20 protein-coding genes and 1 pseudogene are annotated in these 19,224 nt (G+C 73.2%); 11 read left to right on the top strand and 10 right to left on the bottom strand.

What is annotated here, in order from left to right; genetic code table 11:
• The first annotated feature begins 40 nt into the window (after positions 1-40).
• Genes ACWFR1_RS18740 through ACWFR1_RS18730 form a run of 3 tightly spaced genes read left to right on the top strand, consistent with a single transcriptional unit; the run spans position 41 to position 3,482 of the window.
• Complete coding sequence (locus ACWFR1_RS18740) at positions 41-1,339, top strand: cobalamin biosynthesis protein CobG (protein ID WP_453552558.1); 1,299 nt, start codon at positions 41-43, stop codon at positions 1,337-1,339.
• Positions 1,336-1,986 carry a precorrin-8X methylmutase gene (locus tag ACWFR1_RS18735; protein WP_453552441.1) on the top strand — a complete coding sequence of 217 codons (651 nt, stop codon included), beginning with the start codon at positions 1,336-1,338 and terminating at the stop codon, positions 1,984-1,986. The genes ACWFR1_RS18740 and ACWFR1_RS18735 overlap by 4 nt, the downstream gene beginning before the upstream one ends.
• The gene (locus ACWFR1_RS18730; protein WP_453552439.1) at positions 1,983-3,482 is read left to right on the top strand and encodes a precorrin-2 C(20)-methyltransferase; all 1,500 of its coding nucleotides are present in this window, start codon (positions 1,983-1,985) and stop codon (positions 3,480-3,482) included. The genes ACWFR1_RS18735 and ACWFR1_RS18730 overlap by 4 nt, the downstream gene beginning before the upstream one ends.
• A 7-nt stretch (positions 3,483-3,489) precedes the next feature.
• Here ACWFR1_RS18730 and ACWFR1_RS18725 read toward each other — a convergent pair whose 3' ends face one another.
• The gene (locus ACWFR1_RS18725; protein WP_453552437.1) at positions 3,490-5,115 is read right to left on the bottom strand and encodes a serine hydrolase; all 1,626 of its coding nucleotides are present in this window, start codon (positions 5,113-5,115) and stop codon (positions 3,490-3,492) included.
• Positions 5,116-5,267: 152 nt separating this feature from the next.
• Between ACWFR1_RS18725 and ACWFR1_RS18720 the strand changes: the two genes are divergently transcribed.
• Positions 5,268-7,709 carry a PA14 domain-containing protein gene (locus ACWFR1_RS18720; protein WP_453552435.1) on the top strand — a complete coding sequence of 814 codons (2,442 nt, stop codon included), beginning with the start codon at positions 5,268-5,270 and terminating at the stop codon, positions 7,707-7,709.
• Between the two features lie 53 nt (positions 7,710-7,762).
• On the opposite strand, the pseudogene ACWFR1_RS18715 reads toward ACWFR1_RS18720, so the two are convergent.
• Positions 7,763-8,482, bottom strand: a pseudogene (locus ACWFR1_RS18715) (cobalt-precorrin-6A reductase); the annotation flags it as partial.
• Between the two features lie 12 nt (positions 8,483-8,494).
• On the opposite strand from ACWFR1_RS18715, the gene ACWFR1_RS18710 reads away from it, so the two are divergent.
• Complete coding sequence (locus ACWFR1_RS18710) at positions 8,495-9,622, top strand: cobalt-precorrin-5B (C(1))-methyltransferase (protein ID WP_453552433.1); 1,128 nt, start codon at positions 8,495-8,497, stop codon at positions 9,620-9,622.
• A 27-nt stretch (positions 9,623-9,649) separates the two neighbouring features.
• Here ACWFR1_RS18710 and ACWFR1_RS18705 read toward each other — a convergent pair whose 3' ends face one another.
• Entirely contained in the window at positions 9,650-10,327 is a 678-nt protein-coding gene (locus ACWFR1_RS18705) for a hypothetical protein (RefSeq protein WP_453552431.1), read from the bottom strand.
• 99 nt (positions 10,328-10,426) lie between these two features.
• On the opposite strand from ACWFR1_RS18705, the gene ACWFR1_RS18700 reads away from it, so the two are divergent.
• Positions 10,427-10,501: a 50S ribosomal protein bL37 gene (locus ACWFR1_RS18700; protein WP_099895366.1), complete on the top strand. Its 75-nt coding sequence runs from the start codon at positions 10,427-10,429 to the stop codon at positions 10,499-10,501.
• A 121-nt stretch (positions 10,502-10,622) separates the two neighbouring features.
• On the opposite strand, the gene cobM is transcribed toward ACWFR1_RS18700, so the two are convergent.
• Genes cobM through ACWFR1_RS18685 form a run of 3 tightly spaced genes read right to left on the bottom strand, consistent with a single transcriptional unit; the run spans position 10,623 to position 12,795 of the window.
• A complete protein-coding gene (gene cobM, locus ACWFR1_RS18695) occupies positions 10,623-11,372 on the bottom strand; it encodes a precorrin-4 C(11)-methyltransferase (RefSeq protein WP_453552429.1) in 750 nt (249 codons plus the stop codon).
• A complete protein-coding gene (gene cbiE, locus ACWFR1_RS18690) occupies positions 11,369-12,622 on the bottom strand; it encodes a precorrin-6y C5,15-methyltransferase (decarboxylating) subunit CbiE (protein ID WP_453552427.1) in 1,254 nt (417 codons plus the stop codon). Before cbiE ends, cobM begins: the two co-directional genes overlap by 4 nt.
• Before the next feature lie 32 nt (positions 12,623-12,654).
• Positions 12,655-12,795, bottom strand: coding sequence for a DUF6126 family protein (locus ACWFR1_RS18685; RefSeq protein WP_453552425.1), 141 nt, complete (start codon positions 12,793-12,795; stop codon positions 12,655-12,657).
• Positions 12,796-12,972: 177 nt separating this feature from the next.
• Between ACWFR1_RS18685 and ACWFR1_RS18680 the strand changes: the two genes are divergently transcribed.
• The 4 genes from ACWFR1_RS18680 (at position 12,973) to ACWFR1_RS18665 (ending at position 15,620) form a co-directional block, all read left to right on the top strand.
• Complete coding sequence (locus ACWFR1_RS18680) at positions 12,973-14,055, top strand: LLM class flavin-dependent oxidoreductase (RefSeq protein WP_453552556.1); 1,083 nt, start codon at positions 12,973-12,975, stop codon at positions 14,053-14,055.
• A gap of 4 nt (positions 14,056-14,059) precedes the next feature.
• Entirely contained in the window at positions 14,060-14,698 is a 639-nt protein-coding gene (locus ACWFR1_RS18675) for an FMN reductase (protein WP_453552423.1), read from the top strand.
• A 71-nt stretch (positions 14,699-14,769) separates the two neighbouring features.
• Entirely contained in the window at positions 14,770-15,198 is a 429-nt protein-coding gene (locus ACWFR1_RS18670) for a universal stress protein (RefSeq protein WP_453552421.1), read from the top strand.
• A gap of 11 nt (positions 15,199-15,209) precedes the next feature.
• The gene (locus ACWFR1_RS18665; RefSeq protein WP_453552419.1) at positions 15,210-15,620 is read left to right on the top strand and encodes a VOC family protein; all 411 of its coding nucleotides are present in this window, start codon (positions 15,210-15,212) and stop codon (positions 15,618-15,620) included.
• Positions 15,621-15,675: 55 nt separating this feature from the next.
• Here the strand turns inward: ACWFR1_RS18665 and ACWFR1_RS18660 are convergent, their stop codons facing one another.
• Together ACWFR1_RS18660 and ACWFR1_RS18655 are read right to left on the bottom strand one after the other, a co-directional pair.
• Positions 15,676-16,542, bottom strand: coding sequence for an ABC transporter permease (locus ACWFR1_RS18660; protein ID WP_453552417.1), 867 nt, complete (start codon positions 16,540-16,542; stop codon positions 15,676-15,678).
• Positions 16,539-17,510, bottom strand: coding sequence for an ATP-binding cassette domain-containing protein (locus ACWFR1_RS18655; RefSeq protein WP_453552415.1), 972 nt, complete (start codon positions 17,508-17,510; stop codon positions 16,539-16,541). The genes ACWFR1_RS18660 and ACWFR1_RS18655 overlap by 4 nt, the downstream gene beginning before the upstream one ends.
• A gap of 196 nt (positions 17,511-17,706) precedes the next feature.
• Here ACWFR1_RS18655 and ACWFR1_RS18650 point away from each other — a divergent pair, with 196 nt between their 5' ends.
• The gene (locus ACWFR1_RS18650; protein WP_453552413.1) at positions 17,707-18,261 is read left to right on the top strand and encodes a hypothetical protein; all 555 of its coding nucleotides are present in this window, start codon (positions 17,707-17,709) and stop codon (positions 18,259-18,261) included.
• On the opposite strand, the gene ACWFR1_RS18645 is transcribed toward ACWFR1_RS18650, so the two are convergent.
• A complete protein-coding gene (locus ACWFR1_RS18645; RefSeq protein WP_453552411.1) occupies positions 18,219-18,650 on the bottom strand; it encodes a hypothetical protein in 432 nt (143 codons plus the stop codon). The genes ACWFR1_RS18650 and ACWFR1_RS18645 overlap by 43 nt on opposite strands.
• 80 nt (positions 18,651-18,730) lie before the next feature.
• Complete coding sequence (locus ACWFR1_RS18640) at positions 18,731-19,168, bottom strand: RidA family protein (RefSeq protein WP_453552409.1); 438 nt, start codon at positions 19,166-19,168, stop codon at positions 18,731-18,733.
• Positions 19,169-19,224: the final 56 nt, after the last annotated feature.

Genomic DNA, 19,224 nt, shown 5'->3' with positions numbered 1-19,224 from the left:
GGCCGGATCACACTCGGTGGTGGCCCGGTTCCCCGTGGGTATGCTCGCCGCCATGCCGCCCACCCCACCCCCGACACCCGAACGGGACGAAGCTCGCATACGGGACCGTGGCGACGCCTGCCCCGGGGCGCTGCGCCTGCACGCCGCCGACGACGGCCGACTGGCCCGACTGCGGCTCCCCGCAGGGCGCCTGACGGCACGTCAGGTCGAGGCGATGGCGGCCGTGGCGGAGTCCTTCGGCGACGGGTCGGTCAGCATCACCTCCCGGGGGAACGCGGAGCTGCGCGGCCTCACGGAGGAGTGCGGGGCGGAGCTCGCCGCGCTCCTCGCGGAAGCGGGCCTGCTGCCCTCCCCCACCCACGAGCGCGTCCGCAACATCGTGGCCTCCCCCGCCGCCGGTCTCGACGGACTCGGCGGCCCCGAGGTGCAGTTGTGGGCCCGCGCCCTGGACGGCCTCCTCTGCGCCGAGCCCTGGACGGCGGCGCTTTCCGGCCGTTTCCTGTTCGTCCTCGACGACGGGCGCGGGGACGTGGCAGGGCTCGGCGGGGATGTGACCTTGGTCGCAGTGGAGCCGGAGTCCGCCCTGGTGCGCGTCGGCGGGACGGCCTTCCGGGTCGCCGGAGCCGACGCCCCCCGCGCCGCGCTCGCCGCCGCCGGGGCCTTCCTGGACGCCGCCCTCGAGGCCGGGAACGGGGCCTGGCGGGTGCGGGAACTGCCGGAGGGGTGCGCCCCGGACCTGGCGGGCGCGCTCGCCCGCGCGGGGATCGTGGCGGAGCCCGTAGCGGAGCTCGTATCGGAGCCCGTATCGGAGCCCGTAGCGGCTGTACGCCTCCCCGAGGCCGCGACGCACCTCACCCCCGGCCCCCTCGGCCCCACCTCCCTCTACGTCCTCGCACCCCTCGGCCGCCTCACCGCCGCCCAGCTGCGCGCGCTGCTGCCCGCCGACGAGGTACGGCTGACGCCGTGGCGCGGTGCGGTCGTCGTCGGGGCGACGGCACCCGCGGCGGACCGGCTCGCCGCCCTGTCCTCCCACGGGCTGATCACCCGCCCCGACTCCCCCCGGGTGGGCGTCAGCGCCTGCACCGGGCGCCCGGGCTGCGCCAAGTCCCTCGCGGACGTCCGCGCCGACGCGCATCCGGGGTCCGCCGGAGGCCGCCCCGTCCCGGGCGCCGGGCTCCTCCCCGTCCACTACTCCGGGTGCGAGCGCCGCTGCGGGCACCCGCACGGCGCCTGGGTCGACGTCGTCGCCACCGCCGACGGCGCCTACCTGGTGAACGGCGCCCCCACCCCCCGTACCGCCCTGCCCGAAGCAGTCGCAACGGCCCGCACAACGAGATGAGCGAGAACAGGATGTTCGACTACGAGAAGGACGGGGCGGAGATCTACCGCCGGTCCTTTGCCACGATCCGCGCCGAGGCGGACCTCGCGGGCCTGCCCGCCGACGTCGCCCAGGTGGCGGTCCGGATGATCCACGCCTGCGGCATGACGGACCTCGTCCAGGACATCGCCTACTCCCCCCGGGTCGTCGCGAACGCCCGCGAGGCCCTGCGTGCCGGAGCGCCGATCCTCTGCGACGCGCAGATGGTCGCCAGCGGCGTCACCCGCAAGCGGCTGCCCGCCGACAACGAGGTGATCTGCACGCTCTCCGACCCGGCCGTGCCCGCCCTCGCCGCCGAGCTGGGCACCACCCGCTCCGCCGCCGCGCTCGAACTGTGGCGGGACCGCCTCGAAGGCTCCGTCGTCGCCATCGGCAACGCCCCCACCGCGCTCTTCCACCTCCTGGAGATGATCGCGAAGGGCGCAGGGAGGCCCGCCGCCGTCCTCGGCATACCGGTCGGCTTCATCGGCGCCGCCGAGTCCAAGGACGCGCTCGCGGAGCAGACCCTGGGCCTCGACTACCTCGTCGTACGGGGCCGGCGCGGCGGCAGCGCGATGACCGCCGCCGCCGTCAACGCCCTCGCCCACGAAGCGGAGATCCAGGCATGAGCACGGGTACGGGCAAGGGCAAGCTGTACGGGGTCGGGCTCGGCCCCGGCGACCCGGACCTGATGACGGTCGCGGCCGTGAAGGCCATCGCCGCCGCCGACGTCGTCGCGTACCACTCGGCCCGCCACGGCCGCTCGATAGCGCGCTCCATCGCCGCCGAGCACCTCCGCGAGGACCACGTCGAGGAGCGGCTGGTGTACCCGCTCACCGTCGAGACCACGGACCACCCCGGCGGCTACCGGGGCGCCCTGAACGACTTCTACGAGGAGGCCGCGGCCCGCCTCGCCGCCCACCTCGACGCCGGCCGCACGGTCGCCGTCCTCGCCGAGGGCGACCCGCTGTTCTACGGCTCGTACCAGCACATGCACAAGCGGCTCGCGGACCGCTACGACACCACCGTCATCCCCGGCGTCACCTCGGTGAGCGCCGCCGCCGCCCGGCTCGGCGAGCCGCTGTGCGAGGCGGAGGAGGTCCTCACGATCATCCCCGGCACGCTGCCGGAGGACGAGCTGACGGCCCGCCTCGCGGGCACCGACTCGGCGGTCGTGATGAAGCTCGGCCGCACCTTCCCCACCGTGAGGCGCGCGCTGGAACGGGCCGGCCGGCTCGACGACGCGCGGTACGTGGAGCGGGCGTTCATGACGGGCGAGCGCACGGAGAAGCTGACGGACGTGGACCCGGAGACCGTCCCGTACTTCTCCGTCGCCGTCCTCCCCTCCCGCGTCGACCAGGAACTCCCGGTACGGGAGCGGGGCGAGGTCGTCGTCGTCGGCACCGGCCCGGCCGGAGCGCCCTGGCTGACGCCCGAGTCGCGCGGCGCGCTCGTCAACGCCGACGTCCTCGTCGGCTACACCACCTACCTGGACCGCGTCCCGGAGCTGCGCCCCGGCCAGATCCGGCACGGCTCCGACAACAAGGTCGAGTCGGAGCGGGCCGAGTTCGCGCTCGACCTGGCCCGGCGCGGCCGGAAGGTCGCGGTCGTCTCCGGCGGCGACCCGGGCGTCTTCGCGATGGCCACGGCCGTCCTGGAGGTCGCCTGCGAGCCGGCGTACGCGGACGTGCCCGTACGGGTCCTCCCGGGCGTGACCGCCGCCAACGCGGCCGCGGCCGCGGCGGGCGCCCCGCTCGGCCACGACTACGCCACGATCTCGCTCTCCGACCGCCTCAAGCCGTGGGACGTCATCGAGACCCGGCTGCGCGCCGCCGCCACCGCCGACCTGGTCATCGCCCTCTACAACCCGGGCTCCAAGTCCCGTACGCACCAGGTGGCCGCGGCCCGCGACCTGCTCCTGGAGCTGCGCGACCCGGAGACGCCGGTCGTGGTCGCGCGGGACGTCGGCGGCCCGGAGCAGTCGGTCCGCGTCCTCACACTGAAGACCCTGGACCCGTCCGAGGTCGACATGCGCACCCTGCTCCTCGTCGGCTCCTCGCAGACGCGCGCGGTGGAGCGGGCGGACGGCCGGACGATCGCCTGGACCCCGCGCCGGTACAACTGACCGGACGCTAGGAGCGGGTCCGGGTGAAGGTGCCCAGACCCTCCTGGTCCAGGTACTCGACGCGGACGGACCTGCCGTCCGGGGAGAACGTGACGCCGGTCGGGCCGACGGCGTTCTCCCCGCGCGTCGGGAAGCTGAACGTGTTCCCGTCGTAGTGCGTGAGGCGGTACGACTGGGGCTCCGGCCCCAGTCTCAGCACCAGGACGCCGTCCTCCGCGGCCACCGAGAGCCGGCCGTAGTAGTCGTTGGTGTACGTGCCGGTGTAGGCGTCGGCGGCCTTCGCGGGGGTGGCGTCGGTGGGCGGCTTCGCGAAGTCCGTCTCCGAACGGCCCGCCTCCTCCTGCTGCTTGTAGAGCCCGTCGACCAACGGCAGCCAGTCGCGGGAGGGTTCGCCGTTCTGCGCGATGTCGAAGAAGTCGAGGGCGACGGTGTCCGCGACGCCCGCCGGGGCGCCGTTGGTGAGGACGACGATCCCGAGCCGCTCGCCCGGCAGCATCGTGACGTTGGTGTGCGCGCCGAGCGCGAACGCGCCGGTGTGCGAGAGGCGCAGCCGGCCCTCGTCGTCGTACGACACGTTCCAGCCGAGGCCGTAGAAGCCGGTCCGGCCGGCCGGGGCGCGGGGCGGGGAGGTCACGTTCTCGGGGCGGTGGGTGAGGGCCAGGGCCTCCTCGTCGACGATCCGGCGGCCGTCGAGCTCGCCGTTCGCCAGCTGGATCCGCAGCCAGGTCGCCATGTCACGCGCCGAGGAGCTGACGCCGCCGGCCGGTGACTGGGCGTCCGGGTCCCGCACGTACCGCGCCTTCCACGTCCCGTCGGACTCCTGTACGTGGCCGACGGCCCGGTCGGCGTTGGCGGCGAAGTCCTCGAAGCGGGAGCTGGTGTCGTTCATCCCGGCGGGCTTGTAGAGCAGGTCCTCGGCGAGCTTCTCCCACGGCACGCCCTGCCGCGCGGCGACGGCCTCGGCGGCCGCCGTCAGGCCGAAGTTGGTGTACGCGTAGCTCGCGCGGAAGGGCGCCAGTGGCTCGTACCGCAGGTGGGACAGGATGTACGCCTGGTCGTAGCCGAGGTCCTCCAGGAGGTCGCCCGCGTGGTCGGGCAGGCCGCTGCGGTGCGCGAACAGGTCGGCGACCGTCACATGGGAGCTCACCCACGGGTCCTTGAGCCGGAACTCCGGCAGGTCGGGGGCGACGGGCCGCTGCCAGCCCTCGACGCCGACGGCCCGGGAGACGACCGTGGACGCGATCGGCTTCGACACCGAGGCCAGTTGGAAGACGGTGTCGGCGTCGACCCTGGCCTCCTTGCCGACCTCGCGCACCCCGTACCCCTTGAGGACGAGGACCTGGTCCTCGTACACGACGGCGACGGAGACCCCGGGCACCCCGGTGCGCTTCATCAGCTCCGTGACCGTGGCGTCCAGCCGCCCGACCGCCCGGTCCACGTCCGCCCGGTCGAGCACGGGGGGCGGCTGCGGCGGGGGCGGATCCGGGGTGGCGGAGGTGCTGGGGGAGGGAGGCGGGGTGGGACTTGGGGTGGGGCTCGGGGAGGGGCTCGGCGCGAGGTTCTGGGAGGGGCTCGGTGCGGTGCCCAGCAGCGCCACGAGCCCCGCCGTAGCCAGCCAGCGGACGGTACCCACCCCTCCATTGAACGCCGGGCGCAATCCCCTGTCGCGCGGAAGGAACCAGTCGGTAGAGTGCGCCTTCGGCGGAACACACCGGCCCCAGCCGCACCGCCCCCTCCCCCACGCGTCACCCGTTCCCCGCAGGTCCGGAAAGGGCCCCACTCTTCGTGATCACCCGTACCCGACTGAGCGCGCTGGCCACCACGGCCGCCCTCGTCGCCTCCGGCGGTCTGCTGACCGCCACCCCGGCCGCCGCGGCCGTCACGTGTAATTCGCCGCTGTGGAAGACGGAGTTCTTCGCCAACTCCACCTTCGCCGGCACCCCCAAGCTGACGTCCTGCGACAGCGCCATCGCCGAGAACTACGGCTACGGCGACCCGGCAGGCGTCACGCTGCCCAACGACTACTTCTCCGTCCGCTGGTCCCTCAGCCGCGACTTCGGCTCCGGTGGCCCGTTCACGTTCACCGCCGAGGCGCAGGACGGCATACGCGTCTACCTCGACGGCGTCCGCAAGATCGACCTGTGGAAGAGCGTCTCCACGACGCAGAAGCAGACGGTCAACGTCACCGTCCCGGCCGGACGCCACAGCATCAGCGTCTACTACGCGGCCTGGACCGGCGCCGCGAACGTCAAGTTCACGTACACGCCGGTCACTTCGGCCACCGTCGACAAGATACGTCCGCTGGTGCCCACCGGCACCGGCGTCACGTACGACCGGGCGCTGAACAAGGTCTCCCTGAAGTGGGCGGCCAACAAGGAGATGGACCTCGCCGGCTACCGCGTCTACCGGCGGCTCCCCACCACCGCCTGGGCCAGGATCAGCGGCACCACCGCCCTGATCCCGGGCACCTCGTACGTCAACTACCCGCCGGCCACGGGCCAGACGTACCTCTACGAACTCCGCGCGGTCGACAAGGCCGGCAACGAGTCCTGGGGCAGCGCCGACCTCACGGTCGCCAGCGTCGACAAGACCCCGCCCACCGCGCCCCACGTCATGCAGACCGGCTGCCCGGACAACCCGCTCCACGCGGCGGCCGGACTCTCCACCACAGCGGCGAACCTGGCGGACATCGCGTGGTACGAGGGCCAGCGTCGGCACCCGGTGACAGGCGTCTGGACGACGGTCCACTCCGGCGCCAAGGGCACGTTCTGCGACGCCGGACAGCCCGCCGACGGCAGCACGGTCACCTACCGCGGCCGTGCCCGCGACGCCGCCGGGAACTGGTCCGCGTACTCGGCCGCCACCACCTTCGCCACCTGGGACCGGACGCCCCCGGCGCCCGTCGCCGACGCCCGCGTCGCCTACGAGTCGGGCGTCCCCCATCTGAAGTGGGCACCCGTGCCCGGGGCCGCCTCGTACCGGGTCTTCCAGTACGACCCGGCGACCGGCGGCCACCTGAACGCCCTTCCCGCCGGGGACACCACGACGGCGACCGACATCGTGCCGCGCCAGAAGGCAGCCGTCGCCGACACGTACCGGTACGCGGTACGGGCCTACGACGCGAACGGCAACGCCTCCGCCCCCGTGGAGATCACGCTGTCGATGGCCGACCGGGCCGAGTCCATCCCCCCGTTCCGGACGACAGCGGGCAGGTTCGACGAGGGCGTGATGATCGAGTGGGCCGGCGCCGATCCGTGGACCGTCGACGAGAACCCCCTCCCCACGTACCGGATCGTCCGCACCGACACCGCCACCGGTGAGACCAGCACCGTCGACGGCTGCAAGCCGTTCACCTCGGACGACCAGCCGCTGACGGACCCCCACGTGTACTGGTCGTGGGCCTCCAGCGGAGTTCCCTCGTACGCGGGCCCGAAGGAGGTCATCGGCACCTGCTGGGACGTCCAGGGCGCGTCCGAGACGACGTACGAGTACCGAGTCGTCACGGTCGACCGCTACGGGCACGCGTCGCAGCCCGGGCCGGCCGCCACGGAGACCACCCCGGACACCGTGCGCCCGGCGCCGGTCCAGAACCTGGCCGCCGAGCAGATCCCGCTCGGCGTCCGCCTCACCTGGACCCCGCCCGCCGACGACGACGTCCAGGAGTACGTGGTGTGGCAGGGCGTCACCGACCCCGCCACCGGCGAGACCTCCTGGTGGAAGAACTGCTGGAGGGGCGCCTCCCTGGCCGAGACCGAGATCCTCTGCCCGACCGTCCCCGACGGCCGCGAGCACGTCTACCGGGTCGCCGCCTCGGACTACCACGACGTGGACCCCCGCCCCGAGGACCTCAACCCGGCGGAGATCAGCGTCACCCTGCCGGACACCCGGCCGCCGGGCTGGACCGGTACCGGCGTCCGGGAAGCCCAGTACCCCGGGATCAACCTGGAGTGCCGCGACGGGTCCTCTGTCCCCTGCGGGACCGCCACCCAGTACCGCGTCGAGCGCTGGGACCCCCTCGCGGGCGCCTACACCACCCTCGCCACGGGTGCCCTGGGCAGCCCTCCGCCCGCGGATGCCGCGGGGACCCTGCCGGGCCACTACTACGACTCGACGGTGGCCGAGGACCTGCTGGGCCTCTACTACTACCGGGTCGTCTTCACCGACGACGCGGGCGTCGAACAGTCCGTCCGCTCGGACGCGTACGGCATCTGGGCCTCCTGGCTCTGACGCAGCCCCAGGGCCTGTCCGGACCCTGATCCGCCGGACGGGCCCTGCCGCAGCACCCAGGCGGCGGCCTCCTCGGGGGTCGCCGCCTTCTCCACGCCCTCCGGGACCGGCGGGCGGCGGACCACCACGACCGGGATGCCCGCCTCGCGGGCCGCGGTCAGTTTCGGGGCCGTCGCCGCGCCGCCGCTGTCCTTCGTCACCAGCACGTCGATCCGGTGGCGGGCGAGGAGGTCCCGCTCGCCGTCCAGCGTGAAGGGGCCCCGGTCGAGGAGGACCTCGGTGCGGGCCGGCATCGGGGCGTCCGGGGCGTCGACCGAGCGGACCAGGAACCACTCGGGGCAGGCCGCGAACGCCGCGAGGCCCATGCGGCCCGTCGTCAGGAAGACCCGCTCACCGAGACCGTCCAGCGCCCCGGCCGCCTCCTCCAGGGAGGCCGCGGAGCGCCAGTCGTCGCCCTCGGCCGGGACCCAGCCGGGACGGCGCAGCGCCAGCAGGGGAACATGGGCGGTGGCGGCCGCCCGGGCCGCGTGGAAGCTGATCCGCTCGGCGAAGGGATGCGTGGCGTCGATGACCGCGTCCACGGCGTGCCCGCCGATCCACTCGACGAGCCCGTCGACGCCGCCGAACCCGCCGATCCGGACCTCGCCCTCGGGCAGCCGGGGGCTCGCCACCCGCCCCGCGAGGGAGCTGGTGACCCGTACGCCGGTCTCGGTGTGCAGCAGTCCGGCGAGCGCGCGGGCCTCGGTGGTCCCCCCGAGAATGAGTATGTGCACAGGAGCCTCTTCGTGACTTCAGGCGGCGGGCGTGAGGCCCAACTCAAGCACACCGGTCTCCGCCCGGGCTGGACGACGGGTGCCTGCGCGACGGCGGCGACGACCGCCGCGTACACGGCGCTCCTGACCGGCGATTTCCCCGACCCCGTGAGCATCACGCTGCCGAAGGGGCAGACGCCGTCCTTCGCGCTGACCGCCGAGTCCCTGTCGGGCGGGTCGGCCATGGCCGCGGTGACCAAGGACGCGGGCGACGACCCGGACGTCACGCACGGGGCCGTGATCCGCTCGACGGTACGGCTCCTGCCGGCCGGTTCCGGCGTCGTCTTCCGCGCCGGCGAGGGCGTCGGCACGGTCACCCTGCCCGGCCTGCCCCTGGAGGTCGGCGAGCCCGCGATCAACCCCGTGCCCCGGCAGCTGATGCGCGAGCACGTCGCCGGGGTCGCCGCCCGGCACGGGGCGCCCGGCGACGTCGAGATCACCGTCTCCGTCGACAACGGCGCCGAGATCGCCCGCTCCACCTGGAACCCGCGGATCGGCATCCTCGGCGGCCTGTCGATCCTCGGCACGACCGGCGTCGTCGTCCCCTACTCCTGCTCGGCCTGGATCGACTCCATCCGGCGGGGCGTGGACGTGGCCCGCGCGGGCGGCCTCACGCACGTCGCCGGCTGCACAGGATCGACCTCCGAGCGCACGGTCGCGGGGATGTACGAGCTGCCGGAGATCGCCCTCCTCGACATGGGCGACTTCGCGGGTGCGGTCCTCAAGTACATCCGCCGCCATCCCGTGGACCGGCTCACGGTCTGCGGCGGCTTCGCCAAGCTCTCCAAACTGGCCGCGGGCCATCTCGACCTCCACTCGGCCCGCTCCCAGGTCGACAAGGGCTTCCTCGCCGACCTGGCCCGCACCGGCGGCGCCTCCGAGGCCCTCGCCGCCGAGATCGCGGAGGCCAACACGGGCCTCGCCGCGCTCCGCCTCTGCGAGGCCGCCGGAGTACCCCTCGGCGACCTCGTCGCCGCCCGCGCCCGCGACGAGTCCCTCGCGGTCCTGCGGGGCGCACCGGTCGCGGTGGACGTGATCTGCATCGACCGCGCGGGCACGGTCGTGGGCCGCTCGTCGGTACGGGGACCGTCGCCGTCATAGGTCTCGACGACCGCGCCGTACCGGCGTTCAGCCGGTCGGGTAGCCGATCTCCCGAACGTCCTCCGCGAGGCCGGCGAGATCCGTCTCCGGGTTGAGGGCCGCCACGATCTCCGGGGTCAGGGGACGCAGGGCGAGGACGTGGCGTACGGCCGCGAGGTCGACGGGCCGTTCGTAGTAGTCGGATGCCCACTCCGCGTACGCCTCCGCCGAGCGGTCCGTGAGCAGGTGGAGGAGGCGGCCGGAGCCGTCCGGGTCCTCGTGGTCGTCCAGGTCGGGGAACTCGACCGGGCCGGTGTGCCAGGCGGTGTCCGTGGGTTCGCGCCACAGGCAGGCGGTGGTCACATGGACGTCGTCCTCGTCGGTGAACGCGGGCTCCGTCAGGTATTCCCGGAAGGCCTCCGGGACTCCGTCGAGCACCCCGGGCCACGTCTGCCCGTCCGCGAGCGACCCGAACGGGCTCAGCGGCGACTCGTGGTCGAAGACGCGGGCGAACACCCCGGCGGGGGAGAGGACGATCGTGTACTCGTCCCCCTGGCCGTTCTTCATGGACGCCAGCTGTTCGGTCTCCGACCAGTGCGCGTCGAAGGAGTAGTACCGGCTCTCCCACTCCGGGCAGAGCACGGCCTCCAGCATCGCGAGCCCTCGGCTGTGGTCGCGCAGTTCCTCGATGCCCGGCAGCGCCCGGGCGACGTCGTAGACGGTCACCCGTCCATGAGACAGCACGGACACCGACAGCCGACATGCGACCCCCGGACCCCGAACCTACGCTTACCAGGACATAGCCCCCACGTGAGAGGGAGTCCCATGGCGAAGCGCGGCAACAAGAAGCGGGCACGCAAGAAGAAGAAGGCGAATCACGGCAAGCGGCCGAACGCGTAGGGCCTGTCTTTCGGATCAGGCCGGCGGGAACGCGGCGGGGCCCCGGGGTCTTCGGACTCCCCGGGGCCCCGCCGCGTTCCCGTAGGTACGGAGCCGGTCCGGGCGCCGGCCCGTGGCGGCGTCAGCAGGTGTGGCGGTCGCGCGCCGGGTCGTACAGGTGGCTGTCGCGGAACTCCGAGGCGGCGAGGGTGCGGCCGACGAGGATGACGGCGGTCTTGGTGATGCCCGCGGCCTTCACCTGGCCGGCGATGTCCTCCAGGGTGCCCCGCAGGACGAGCTCGTCCGGGCGGCTGGCCATCGCGACGACGGCGGCCGGGCAGTCCACGCCGTAGTGGGGGACGAGCTCGGAGACGATCCGGTCGACGTAGCGGGCACCCAGATGGAGGACGAGCAGGGCGCCGCTGCGGCCGAGCGTCGCGAGGTCCTCGCCCTCGGGCATCGGGGTGGCCTGCTGGGCGATGCGGGTGAGGATCACGGTCTGGCCGACGGTGGGCACGGTCAGCTCCCGCTTGAGCGCGGCCGCCGCCGCCGCGAACGCCGGGACGCCCGGCACGACCTCGTACGGGATGTCCAACGCGTCCAGCCGGCGCATCTGCTCGGCGACCGCGCTGAAGACGGACGGGTCGCCGGAGTGCAGCCGTGCCACGTCGTGGCCGTCCTCGTGCGCGCGGACGATCTCGGTGACGATCCTGTCCAGGTCGAGCTGGGCCGTGTCGACGAGCCTGGCGTCCGGCGGGCACTCGGCGAGCAGCTCGGTCGGGACGAGGGAGCCGGCGTAGAGGCAGACCCCGCACTTCGCGAGGGTCCGCGCGCCGCGCACGGTGATCAGGTCGGCCGCGCCCGGGCCCGCGCCGATGAAGTAGACGGTCATGCTTCCTCTTCCTTGGTTACGGACCACTGCGTGACGGGCATCGCCTGGCGCCAGCCCGTGAACCCGCCGACCGGGACGGCGGCCGCGACGGCGAGCCGGACCAGTTCGCCGCCGTGGTGGCGGTAGCGGTCGGCGAGCAGGGCCTCGGATTCGAGGGTCACGGTGTTGGCGACGAGCCGGCCGCCGGGCGGGAGGGCGTCCCAGCAGGCGTCGAGCAGGCCGGGGACGGTGAGGCCGCCGCCGATGAAGACGGCGTCGGGGGTGGGGAGGCCGGTCAGCGCGGCGGGGGCCGGTCCCGTGACGACACGCAGGGCGGGGACGCCGAGGGCGTCGGCGTTGCGGGTGATGCGCGCGGCGCGCTCCGGGGACTTCTCGACCGCGACCGCCCGGCAGGAGCGGTGGGTCCGCATCCATTCGATGCCGATGGAGCCGGAGCCGCCGCCGATGTCCCAGAGGAGTTCGCCGGGGGCGGGGGCGAGGGCGGCGAGCGTGGCGGCGCGGACGTACCGCTTGGTGAGCTGCCCGTCGTGCTCGTACGCCTCGTCCGGCAGGCCGGGCGCGGCGCCGAGCCGGAGCGTGCCGGGGTCGCGTACGCAGTCGAGCGCGAGGACATGGAGCGCGTCGGTCCGGTCGTACGGCCAGTCGGCGGCGGTGCCGTCGAGGAGCCGCTCGGCGGGCCCGCCGAGCTGTTCGAGGACGCGGACACGGGTGCCGCCCCAGCCGGTGCGACGCAGCAGGCCGGCGACCTCGGCGGGGGTGCCGGGGCCCTCGCCGAGGACGAGGAGCCGGCGGCCGGGGTGGAGGGCGGCGGAGAGCGCGGCGAGCGGCCTGGCGACGAGGGAGACGGTCTCGACGTCCTCCAGGGGCCAGCCGAGGCGCGCGCAGGCGTACGAGACGGAGGAGGGGTGCGGGTGGACGCGGAGTGCGGCGCGCGCGGGCCCGGTGGCCTCGGCGCCCGCCGTCCCGATGGCCTCGGAGAGCGTACGGGCGATGCCGTGGAAGGAGGGGTCTCCGCTGGCGAGGACGGCGACGGCGCGGCCCTCGTGGGCGGCGAGCAGTCCGGGGACGGCGGGCCGCAGCGGTGAGGGCCAGGTGATCCGCTCGCCGGGGCACGCGTCGGCGGGGAGCAGGTCGAGCTGGCGGGGAGCGCCGATGAGGACCTCGGCGGTCCGCAGGACGCGGCGGGAGCTCTCGGGGAGTCCGTCCCAGCCGTCCGCGCCGATTCCGACGACCGATATCGCAGCGTTCACGTGCGGGACTTTACGTGAGCCCCTACGCGGCCCTACTTCTGGGCGTTCTGCCCGACGTAGAAGAGGAGCCAGACGAAGCCGGCGAAGGCGTGCGTCGCGAAGATGTACACGAAGACGCGGAGCATGACGCCCCGCTCCTTCCAGCGCTCGTTGTCGTACGTCTTCTCAGTCATGCGCTCCAGGGTACGGCCGAGGGGGCGCGGGCGCGGGCGGCTGCCGGCGGGCGGGCGCGGGCGAGAGGCACGGGGGCTGCCGGCCGGCCGGGGGCTGGGAATACCTCGGGAGGGCGCGCCGTTGGACGTGTTAGTTTAAGTTTCAACCACTAATCAGGAACGCGAGAGGTGAGCGCGATGCAGTTCGGGATCTTCACCGTCGGCGACGTGACGGCCGACCCCACCACCGGCCGTACCCCCACCGAGCACGAGCGGATCAAGGACACCGTCGCCATCGCGCTCAAGGCCGAGGAGGTCGGGCTCGACGTCTTCGCCACCGGGGAGCACCACAACCCGCCCTTCGTGCCCTCCTCCCCCACCACCCTCCTCGGGCACATCGCCGCCCGCACCGAGAACCTGATCCTGTCCACGTCCACGACCCTCATCACCACCAACGACCCGGTGAAGATCGCCGAGGACTACGCGACCCTCCAGCACCTCGCCGACGGCCGCGTGGACCTGATGATGGGCCGCGGCAACACCGGGCCGGTCTACCCGTGGTTCGGGCAGGACATCCGCCAGGGCATCCCGCTCGCCATCGAGAACTACGCGCTCCTCCACAAGCTGTGGAGGGAGGACGTGGTCGACTGGGAGGGCAAGTTCCGCAGCGCGCTCCAGGGCTTCACGTCCACCCCGCGCCCGCTCGACGGCGTCCCGCCGTTCGTCTGGCACGGCTCCATCCGCTCCCCCGAGATCGCCGAGCAGGCCGCCTACTACGGCGACGGCTTCTTCGCGAACCACATCTTCTGGCCCAAGCAGCACACCGAGAAGATGGTCCGGCTCTACCGCCAGCGGTACGCCCACTACGGCCACGGCACCCCCGAGCAGGCGATCGTCGGCCTCGGCGGCCAGATCTTCCTGCGCAAGAACTCCCAGGACGCGGTACGGGAGTTCCGCCCGTACTTCGACAACGCGCCCGTCTACGGCCACGGCCCGTCCCTGGAGGAGTTCTCCCGGGAGACCCCGCTGACCGTCGGCTCGCCGCAGGAGGTCATCGAGCGCACCCTGTCCTTCCGCGACTACGTGGGCGACTACCAGCGCCAGCTGTTCCTCGTCGACCACGCCGGACTGCCCCTCAAGACCGTCCTGGAGCAGCTCGACATCCTCGGCGAGGAGGTCGTCCCGGTCCTGCGCAAGGAGTTCGCGAACCTCCGCCCGGCCGGCGTTCCGGAGAGCGCCCCGCTCCACCCCGCCGTCACTCGCACCGCCAAGGAGGCATGACGTCATGCGGACCCTGAAGCTGGTCGCGGTCTCCGCCGGACTCAGCACCCCCTCCTCCACCCGGCTGCTCGCCGACCGCCTGCTCCAGGCGACCCGGTACCGGCTGGCCGAGCAGGAGTACGCCGTCGACGTCCAGGTCGTCGAACTGCGCGACCTGGCCCTCGACATCGCGAAGAACCTCGTCACCGGCTTCCCCTCGGAGAAGCTCCAGGGCGCGATCGACGCGGTGACCGGCGCGGACGGGGTCATCGCGGTGACGCCGGTCTTCACCGCCTCGTACAGCGGTCTCTTCAAGTCGTTCTTCGACCTGATCGACCCGGCGGCGCTGACCGGCACCCCGGTCCTCATCGGGGCGACCGGCGGCACCGCCCGCCACTCGCTGGTCCTGGACCACGCCCTGCGGCCGCTCTTCGCCTATCTGCGGGCCCTCACGATCCCGACCGCCGTCTACGCGGCGTCGGAGGACTGGGGCTCGGGCGGCGGCGAGGCCTCCCCGACGGGATGGGGCGAGGGGCTGCCGGCCCGGATCACGCGGGCGGGCAACGAACTGGCCGACACGGTCGCGGGCCGGCCCTCCCGGCGGACCGACGAGGACGAGATCGTCCCCTTCGAGAAGCAGCTGGCCGACCTGCGCCTGGATTGACCTCTTTGTAACGTTGTGGGGGACCGTCCTGTGGTCACGGAGCGGTTCCCGACGACGAACGGAGGTCGGCGATGGCCGGCGGCAGGATCGTGGTGGGCGTGGACGGATCGGCGTCCTCCCTCAAGGCGCTGAAGTGGGCGGCCTCGCAGGCCGCCCTCACGGGGGACTCCCTCCAGGCGGTGATCAGCTGGGAGTACCCGGCCTCCTGGGCGACGCTGATGCCGGGCGTACCACCGGAGTTCGACCCCGAGCGGCTCGCCAAGCAGATCCTGGACGAGTCCCTGGACAAGGCCCTCGACCCCAAGGCCGCCGCCGCGACCACCCGCACGGTGGTCGGCGGCAACGCCCCGCAGGCCCTGCTCGACGCGGCGAAGGGCGCGACGCTCCTCGTCGTCGGCGACCGCGGCTACAGCGGCTTCAAGGCGGCGGTCCTCGGCTCGGTCTCGTCCCACGTCACCCAGCACTCCCCGTGCCCGGTCGTCGTCGTCCGAGGCGAGTGAGGAGCTCCGCGATGGACATCAAACTGGAACTGATCGGCGTCCCCGTCACCGACATCGACCGGGCCAAGGCCTTCTACGAGCGGGTCGGCTTCCACGCCGACCACGACGTCCCGGTCAGCGACGACATCCGCTTCGTCCAGATGACCCCGCCCGGCTCGGCCTGCTCGATCGCCTTCGGCAAGGGCATCACGGAGATGGCCCCCGGCTCGCTGGACAACATGCAGGTCGTCGTCACCGACATCGAGGAGGCCCACGCCGACCTCACCGCACGGGGCATCGAGGTCAGCGGCATCGACGACCAGCCCTGGGGCTCCTTCGTCTACTTCGCCGACCCCGACGGCAACCGCTGGGCCGTCCAGCAGACGACTCCGCGCACGGCGGGACAGGACGCACAGGCGGGACAGGACGCACAAGCGGGATAGGACGCGCAGGACACAGGGGCGGGCCGGGTCGCCTCCGGCCGCACAGCCGCGTGGGTCACTTCCGGTTGTACAACCTCATCGTGACCCAGCCGAAGACCAGCACGAACAGCGCCGACCAGCCCAGCGTCCAGGCGATGTCGGCGCCCGGCCACCGGCCCGCCATCAACTCACGGACCGCCGTCGCGAGATGGGTCACGGGGTTGTTGTTCACGAAGGCCTGCAGCCAGCCCGGCATCGTCTTCGGGTCGACGAAGACGTTCGACAGGAAGGTGAGCGGGAAGATCACCATCATCGAGACGCCCATGACGGACTTCTCGCTGCGCAGCAGCAGGCCGAACATCGTCCAGATCCACGAGAACGCGAACGAGAACACCAGCAGCAGCGCGACGCCCAGCAGGATCCCGGTGACGCCGCCGTCCGGGCGGTAGCCGATGATCACGCCGACCGTGAGCATGACCGCCGAGGCGATCAGATAGCGGACGACGTCGCCGAGGAGATAGCCGACCATCGGCGCGGGCCGCCAGATCGGCAGGGTCCTGAAGCGGTCGAAGACGCCCTTCTCGATGTCGGTGTTGACCGAGACGCCCGTGTACATCGTGATCATCACGACGCTCATCACGAGGATGCCCGGCAGCAGGAACTGGATGTACTCGTCGACCGAACCGGCCAGCGCACCCCCGAAGAGGTACGTGTACATCAGCACCATCATGATCGGGAAGGCCGTCACGTCGAACAGCTGCTCCGGCACGTGCTTGATCTTCAGCATGGCCCGCCAGCCGAAGGTCAGCGACGCGGCGAGCGCGCTGGGGCGCGGCGGCCGGGAGCGCCCCGTGAACAGCGCCGCGAGCTCGTCGGGCTGCGGGGCGACGAAGTCGAGGGCGTCGGTCGACTGCGGTTCCTTTCCGGTGGTGACCGTGGTCATGCCGTCGTTCCCTTCCGGTCGGTGAGGGCGAGGAAGACCTCGTCGAGGCTGGGCTGCCCGAGCGCGAAGTCGTCGACCGTGATGCCGGCCCTGGACAGCTCGGCCAGGGCGCGCGCGGCCTGTTCGGCGGCGCCCAGGTCCGTCCCGTGGCCGTTGACGGTGGCGGTGAGCGCGACGGGGTCGGGGTCGAGCTGGACGGTGGCGTTCAGGGCGCCCTGGAGGACCCGCTCGGCCTCCGGGCGCTGCTCGGGGTCCCGGAGCCGTACGTGCACCGATCCCGAGCCGACGGAGGCCTTCAGCTCGCCCTTGGTGCCCTCCGCGATGACCTTGCCGTGGTCGATGACGGCGATCCGGGAGGCGAGCTGGTCCGCCTCGTCGAGGTACTGGGTGGTCAGCATGACCGTGGTGCCCTGGGCGACGACCGCGCGGACGATGTCCCAGACCTGGTTGCGGCTGCGCGGGTCGAGCCCGGTCGTCGGTTCGTCGAGGAAGAGCAGGTCGGGGGTGTTGAGGATGGACGCGGCGATGTCGATACGGCGCCGCATGCCGCCCGAGTAGTTCTTGATCTGCTTGTCCGCCGCCTCCGCGAGACCGAACGCCGTCAGCAGCTGCCCGGAGCGCTCGCGGGCGTCGGAGCGGGTGTGGCCGAGGAGCCTGCCGAGCAGGACGAGGTTCTCGGTGCCGGTGAGGTCCTCGTCGACGGAGGCGTACTGGCCGGTGAGGCTGACCCGGCCGCGTACGGCGTCGGCGTCCTTGACGACGTCCTTGCCGAAGACGCTGGCCCGGCCGCCGTCGGGGCGGAGGAGGGTCGCGAGCATCTTGACGGCGGTGGTCTTGCCGGCGCCGTTGGGGCCGAGGACGCCGTAGACGGTCCCGGCCGGGACGCGCAGGTCGATGCCGTCGACGGCGCGGTTCGTGCCGAAGACCTTGACCAGGCCTTCGGTCTCGATGGCGAGGTCGGTGGTCATGCCGTTCCTCCGGGCTGTCCGGGACTGTCGGAAGGTGGGCGCTTCTCCCAGTCTCCGTCGGCCCGCCGCTTCCCGCCATGGCGGAGGCGTCCGCACGCGCGCTCCGCGCGGAGGAGCGCCGCCTCCCCCGCGCGGCGGAGGCGGACCCGTCGCCGGGGCGACGCCGCGCCCCCTGGCCCGGCGGGACGCTGGACGCATGATGAAGATCAAGGCCCTGCCCGACGTGCCCCGTTGGGCCGTCCTCGCCGCCCACGCCGTCCCGCTCGTCACCCTCCCGTCCGGGCTGTGGCGCCTCGCGCTCGTCGCCGGGCTTCCCGTCACGCAGGACGCCGAGCTCGGGGCGATGGGCTTCTGGACGTCCGCGTACGTCGTCTCGCTCAGCGTCGTCTCCGAGCTGCTCGCCTTCCTCACCCTGGGGCTCGTCCGCTCCTGGGGCGAGGTCTTCCCCCGGTGGATGCCCTTCCTGGGCGGGCGCCGGGTCAACCCCGCCGCCGCGACGGGCGCCGCCTTCGCCGGGGTGGCGGGGCTGTGCGCGATCGCCGCGTGGGGCGCGTACGCCTCGTACGCGGACCTCGGACCCTGCGTCCCCGCCTCCCCGGCACAGAACGCCGTGCTGATCGCCTGCTACGCGCCACTGATCGCCTGGCCGGTGCTCGTGGCCGCCGTGGCGGCCTCGTACTACCGGCGCAGGACCGGGGGCCGGGGGCGTCAGTACGGCGCCGGGCGGCCGGCCGTGTCCTCGTGGGTGTAGTAGAGGTAGAAGGCACCTGCACCGACGGCCCCGCCGACGATCAGGCCGAGCACGGTCGCCGACAGGACGCTCACGTCGGACAGGCTGTAGACGAAGCCGATCGCGATGCCCGCGAGGCTGCCCCAGGCGGCCGCGTGGAGCTCGCGCGGCAGGGCGCGGCCGACGCGGCGGATCCCGTACACCGCCCCGGCGAGCACGACCGCCGAGATCAGCCCGAGCCAGAACTGTCCCCAGGTGACCGGGGCGCCGGACTTCTCGACGAACGCCGTCCACCAGCCGTAGATCACGCCGAGCGTGGCGGGCACGGCCCAGCCGTGCGTACGGCCCTGGGTACGGCCCTGGGTTCTGGCGGCCCGGCGCCGGGCCGGTACCGCTGCGTGTGCGGCCATGGCTGGAGCTCCTTCGTCTCTCGCCCCCCTGGTTCCCGCACCCTCCAGGGCACACCCGCGCCCGGCGCCCCGCAAGTGGATCAGGCCTCCGGAGCCCCCGTGGGCCGTACGGCGACGGCGTCGATCTCGAAGAGCATGCCCGGCAGCGCGAGCGCCGCGACCCCGCTGAGGGTCTGCGCGGGCAGCCGCGCGCCGAAGTGGGTGTGCAGGGCCTTGCCGAGGACCTCCAGCTTGGCCATGTCGTGCTCGACGACGTACGTGCCGAGGCGGACGACGTGGGCGAGGCCGAGGCCGACGCCCTCCAGGGCGAGCCGCAGGTTCGTCAGGGAGAGCTCGACCTGGGCGGCGAAGTCGCCGGGGACGGGGGCGCCGGTCGCGTCGGAGGCGTACTGGCCGCCGATGAAGACGAGTTCGCCGGGCGCGGAGACGGCGTGGCTGTAGCCGAAGGGGGTGGGGTCGTGGAGCGTGCCGGGGTTGGTGATGGCGCGCTGGTCGGCGGCGGCGTCGAAGTCGTTCATGAGTGATCGTTCCTTCCGGAGAGGGCGGCCACCGGGACGGCGGCCAGGATGAGCGC

The sequence above is a fragment of the Streptomyces sp. NPDC055103 genome (genome assembly GCF_053607625.1).
This window is presented reverse-complemented; position numbering and strand designations above follow the sequence as displayed.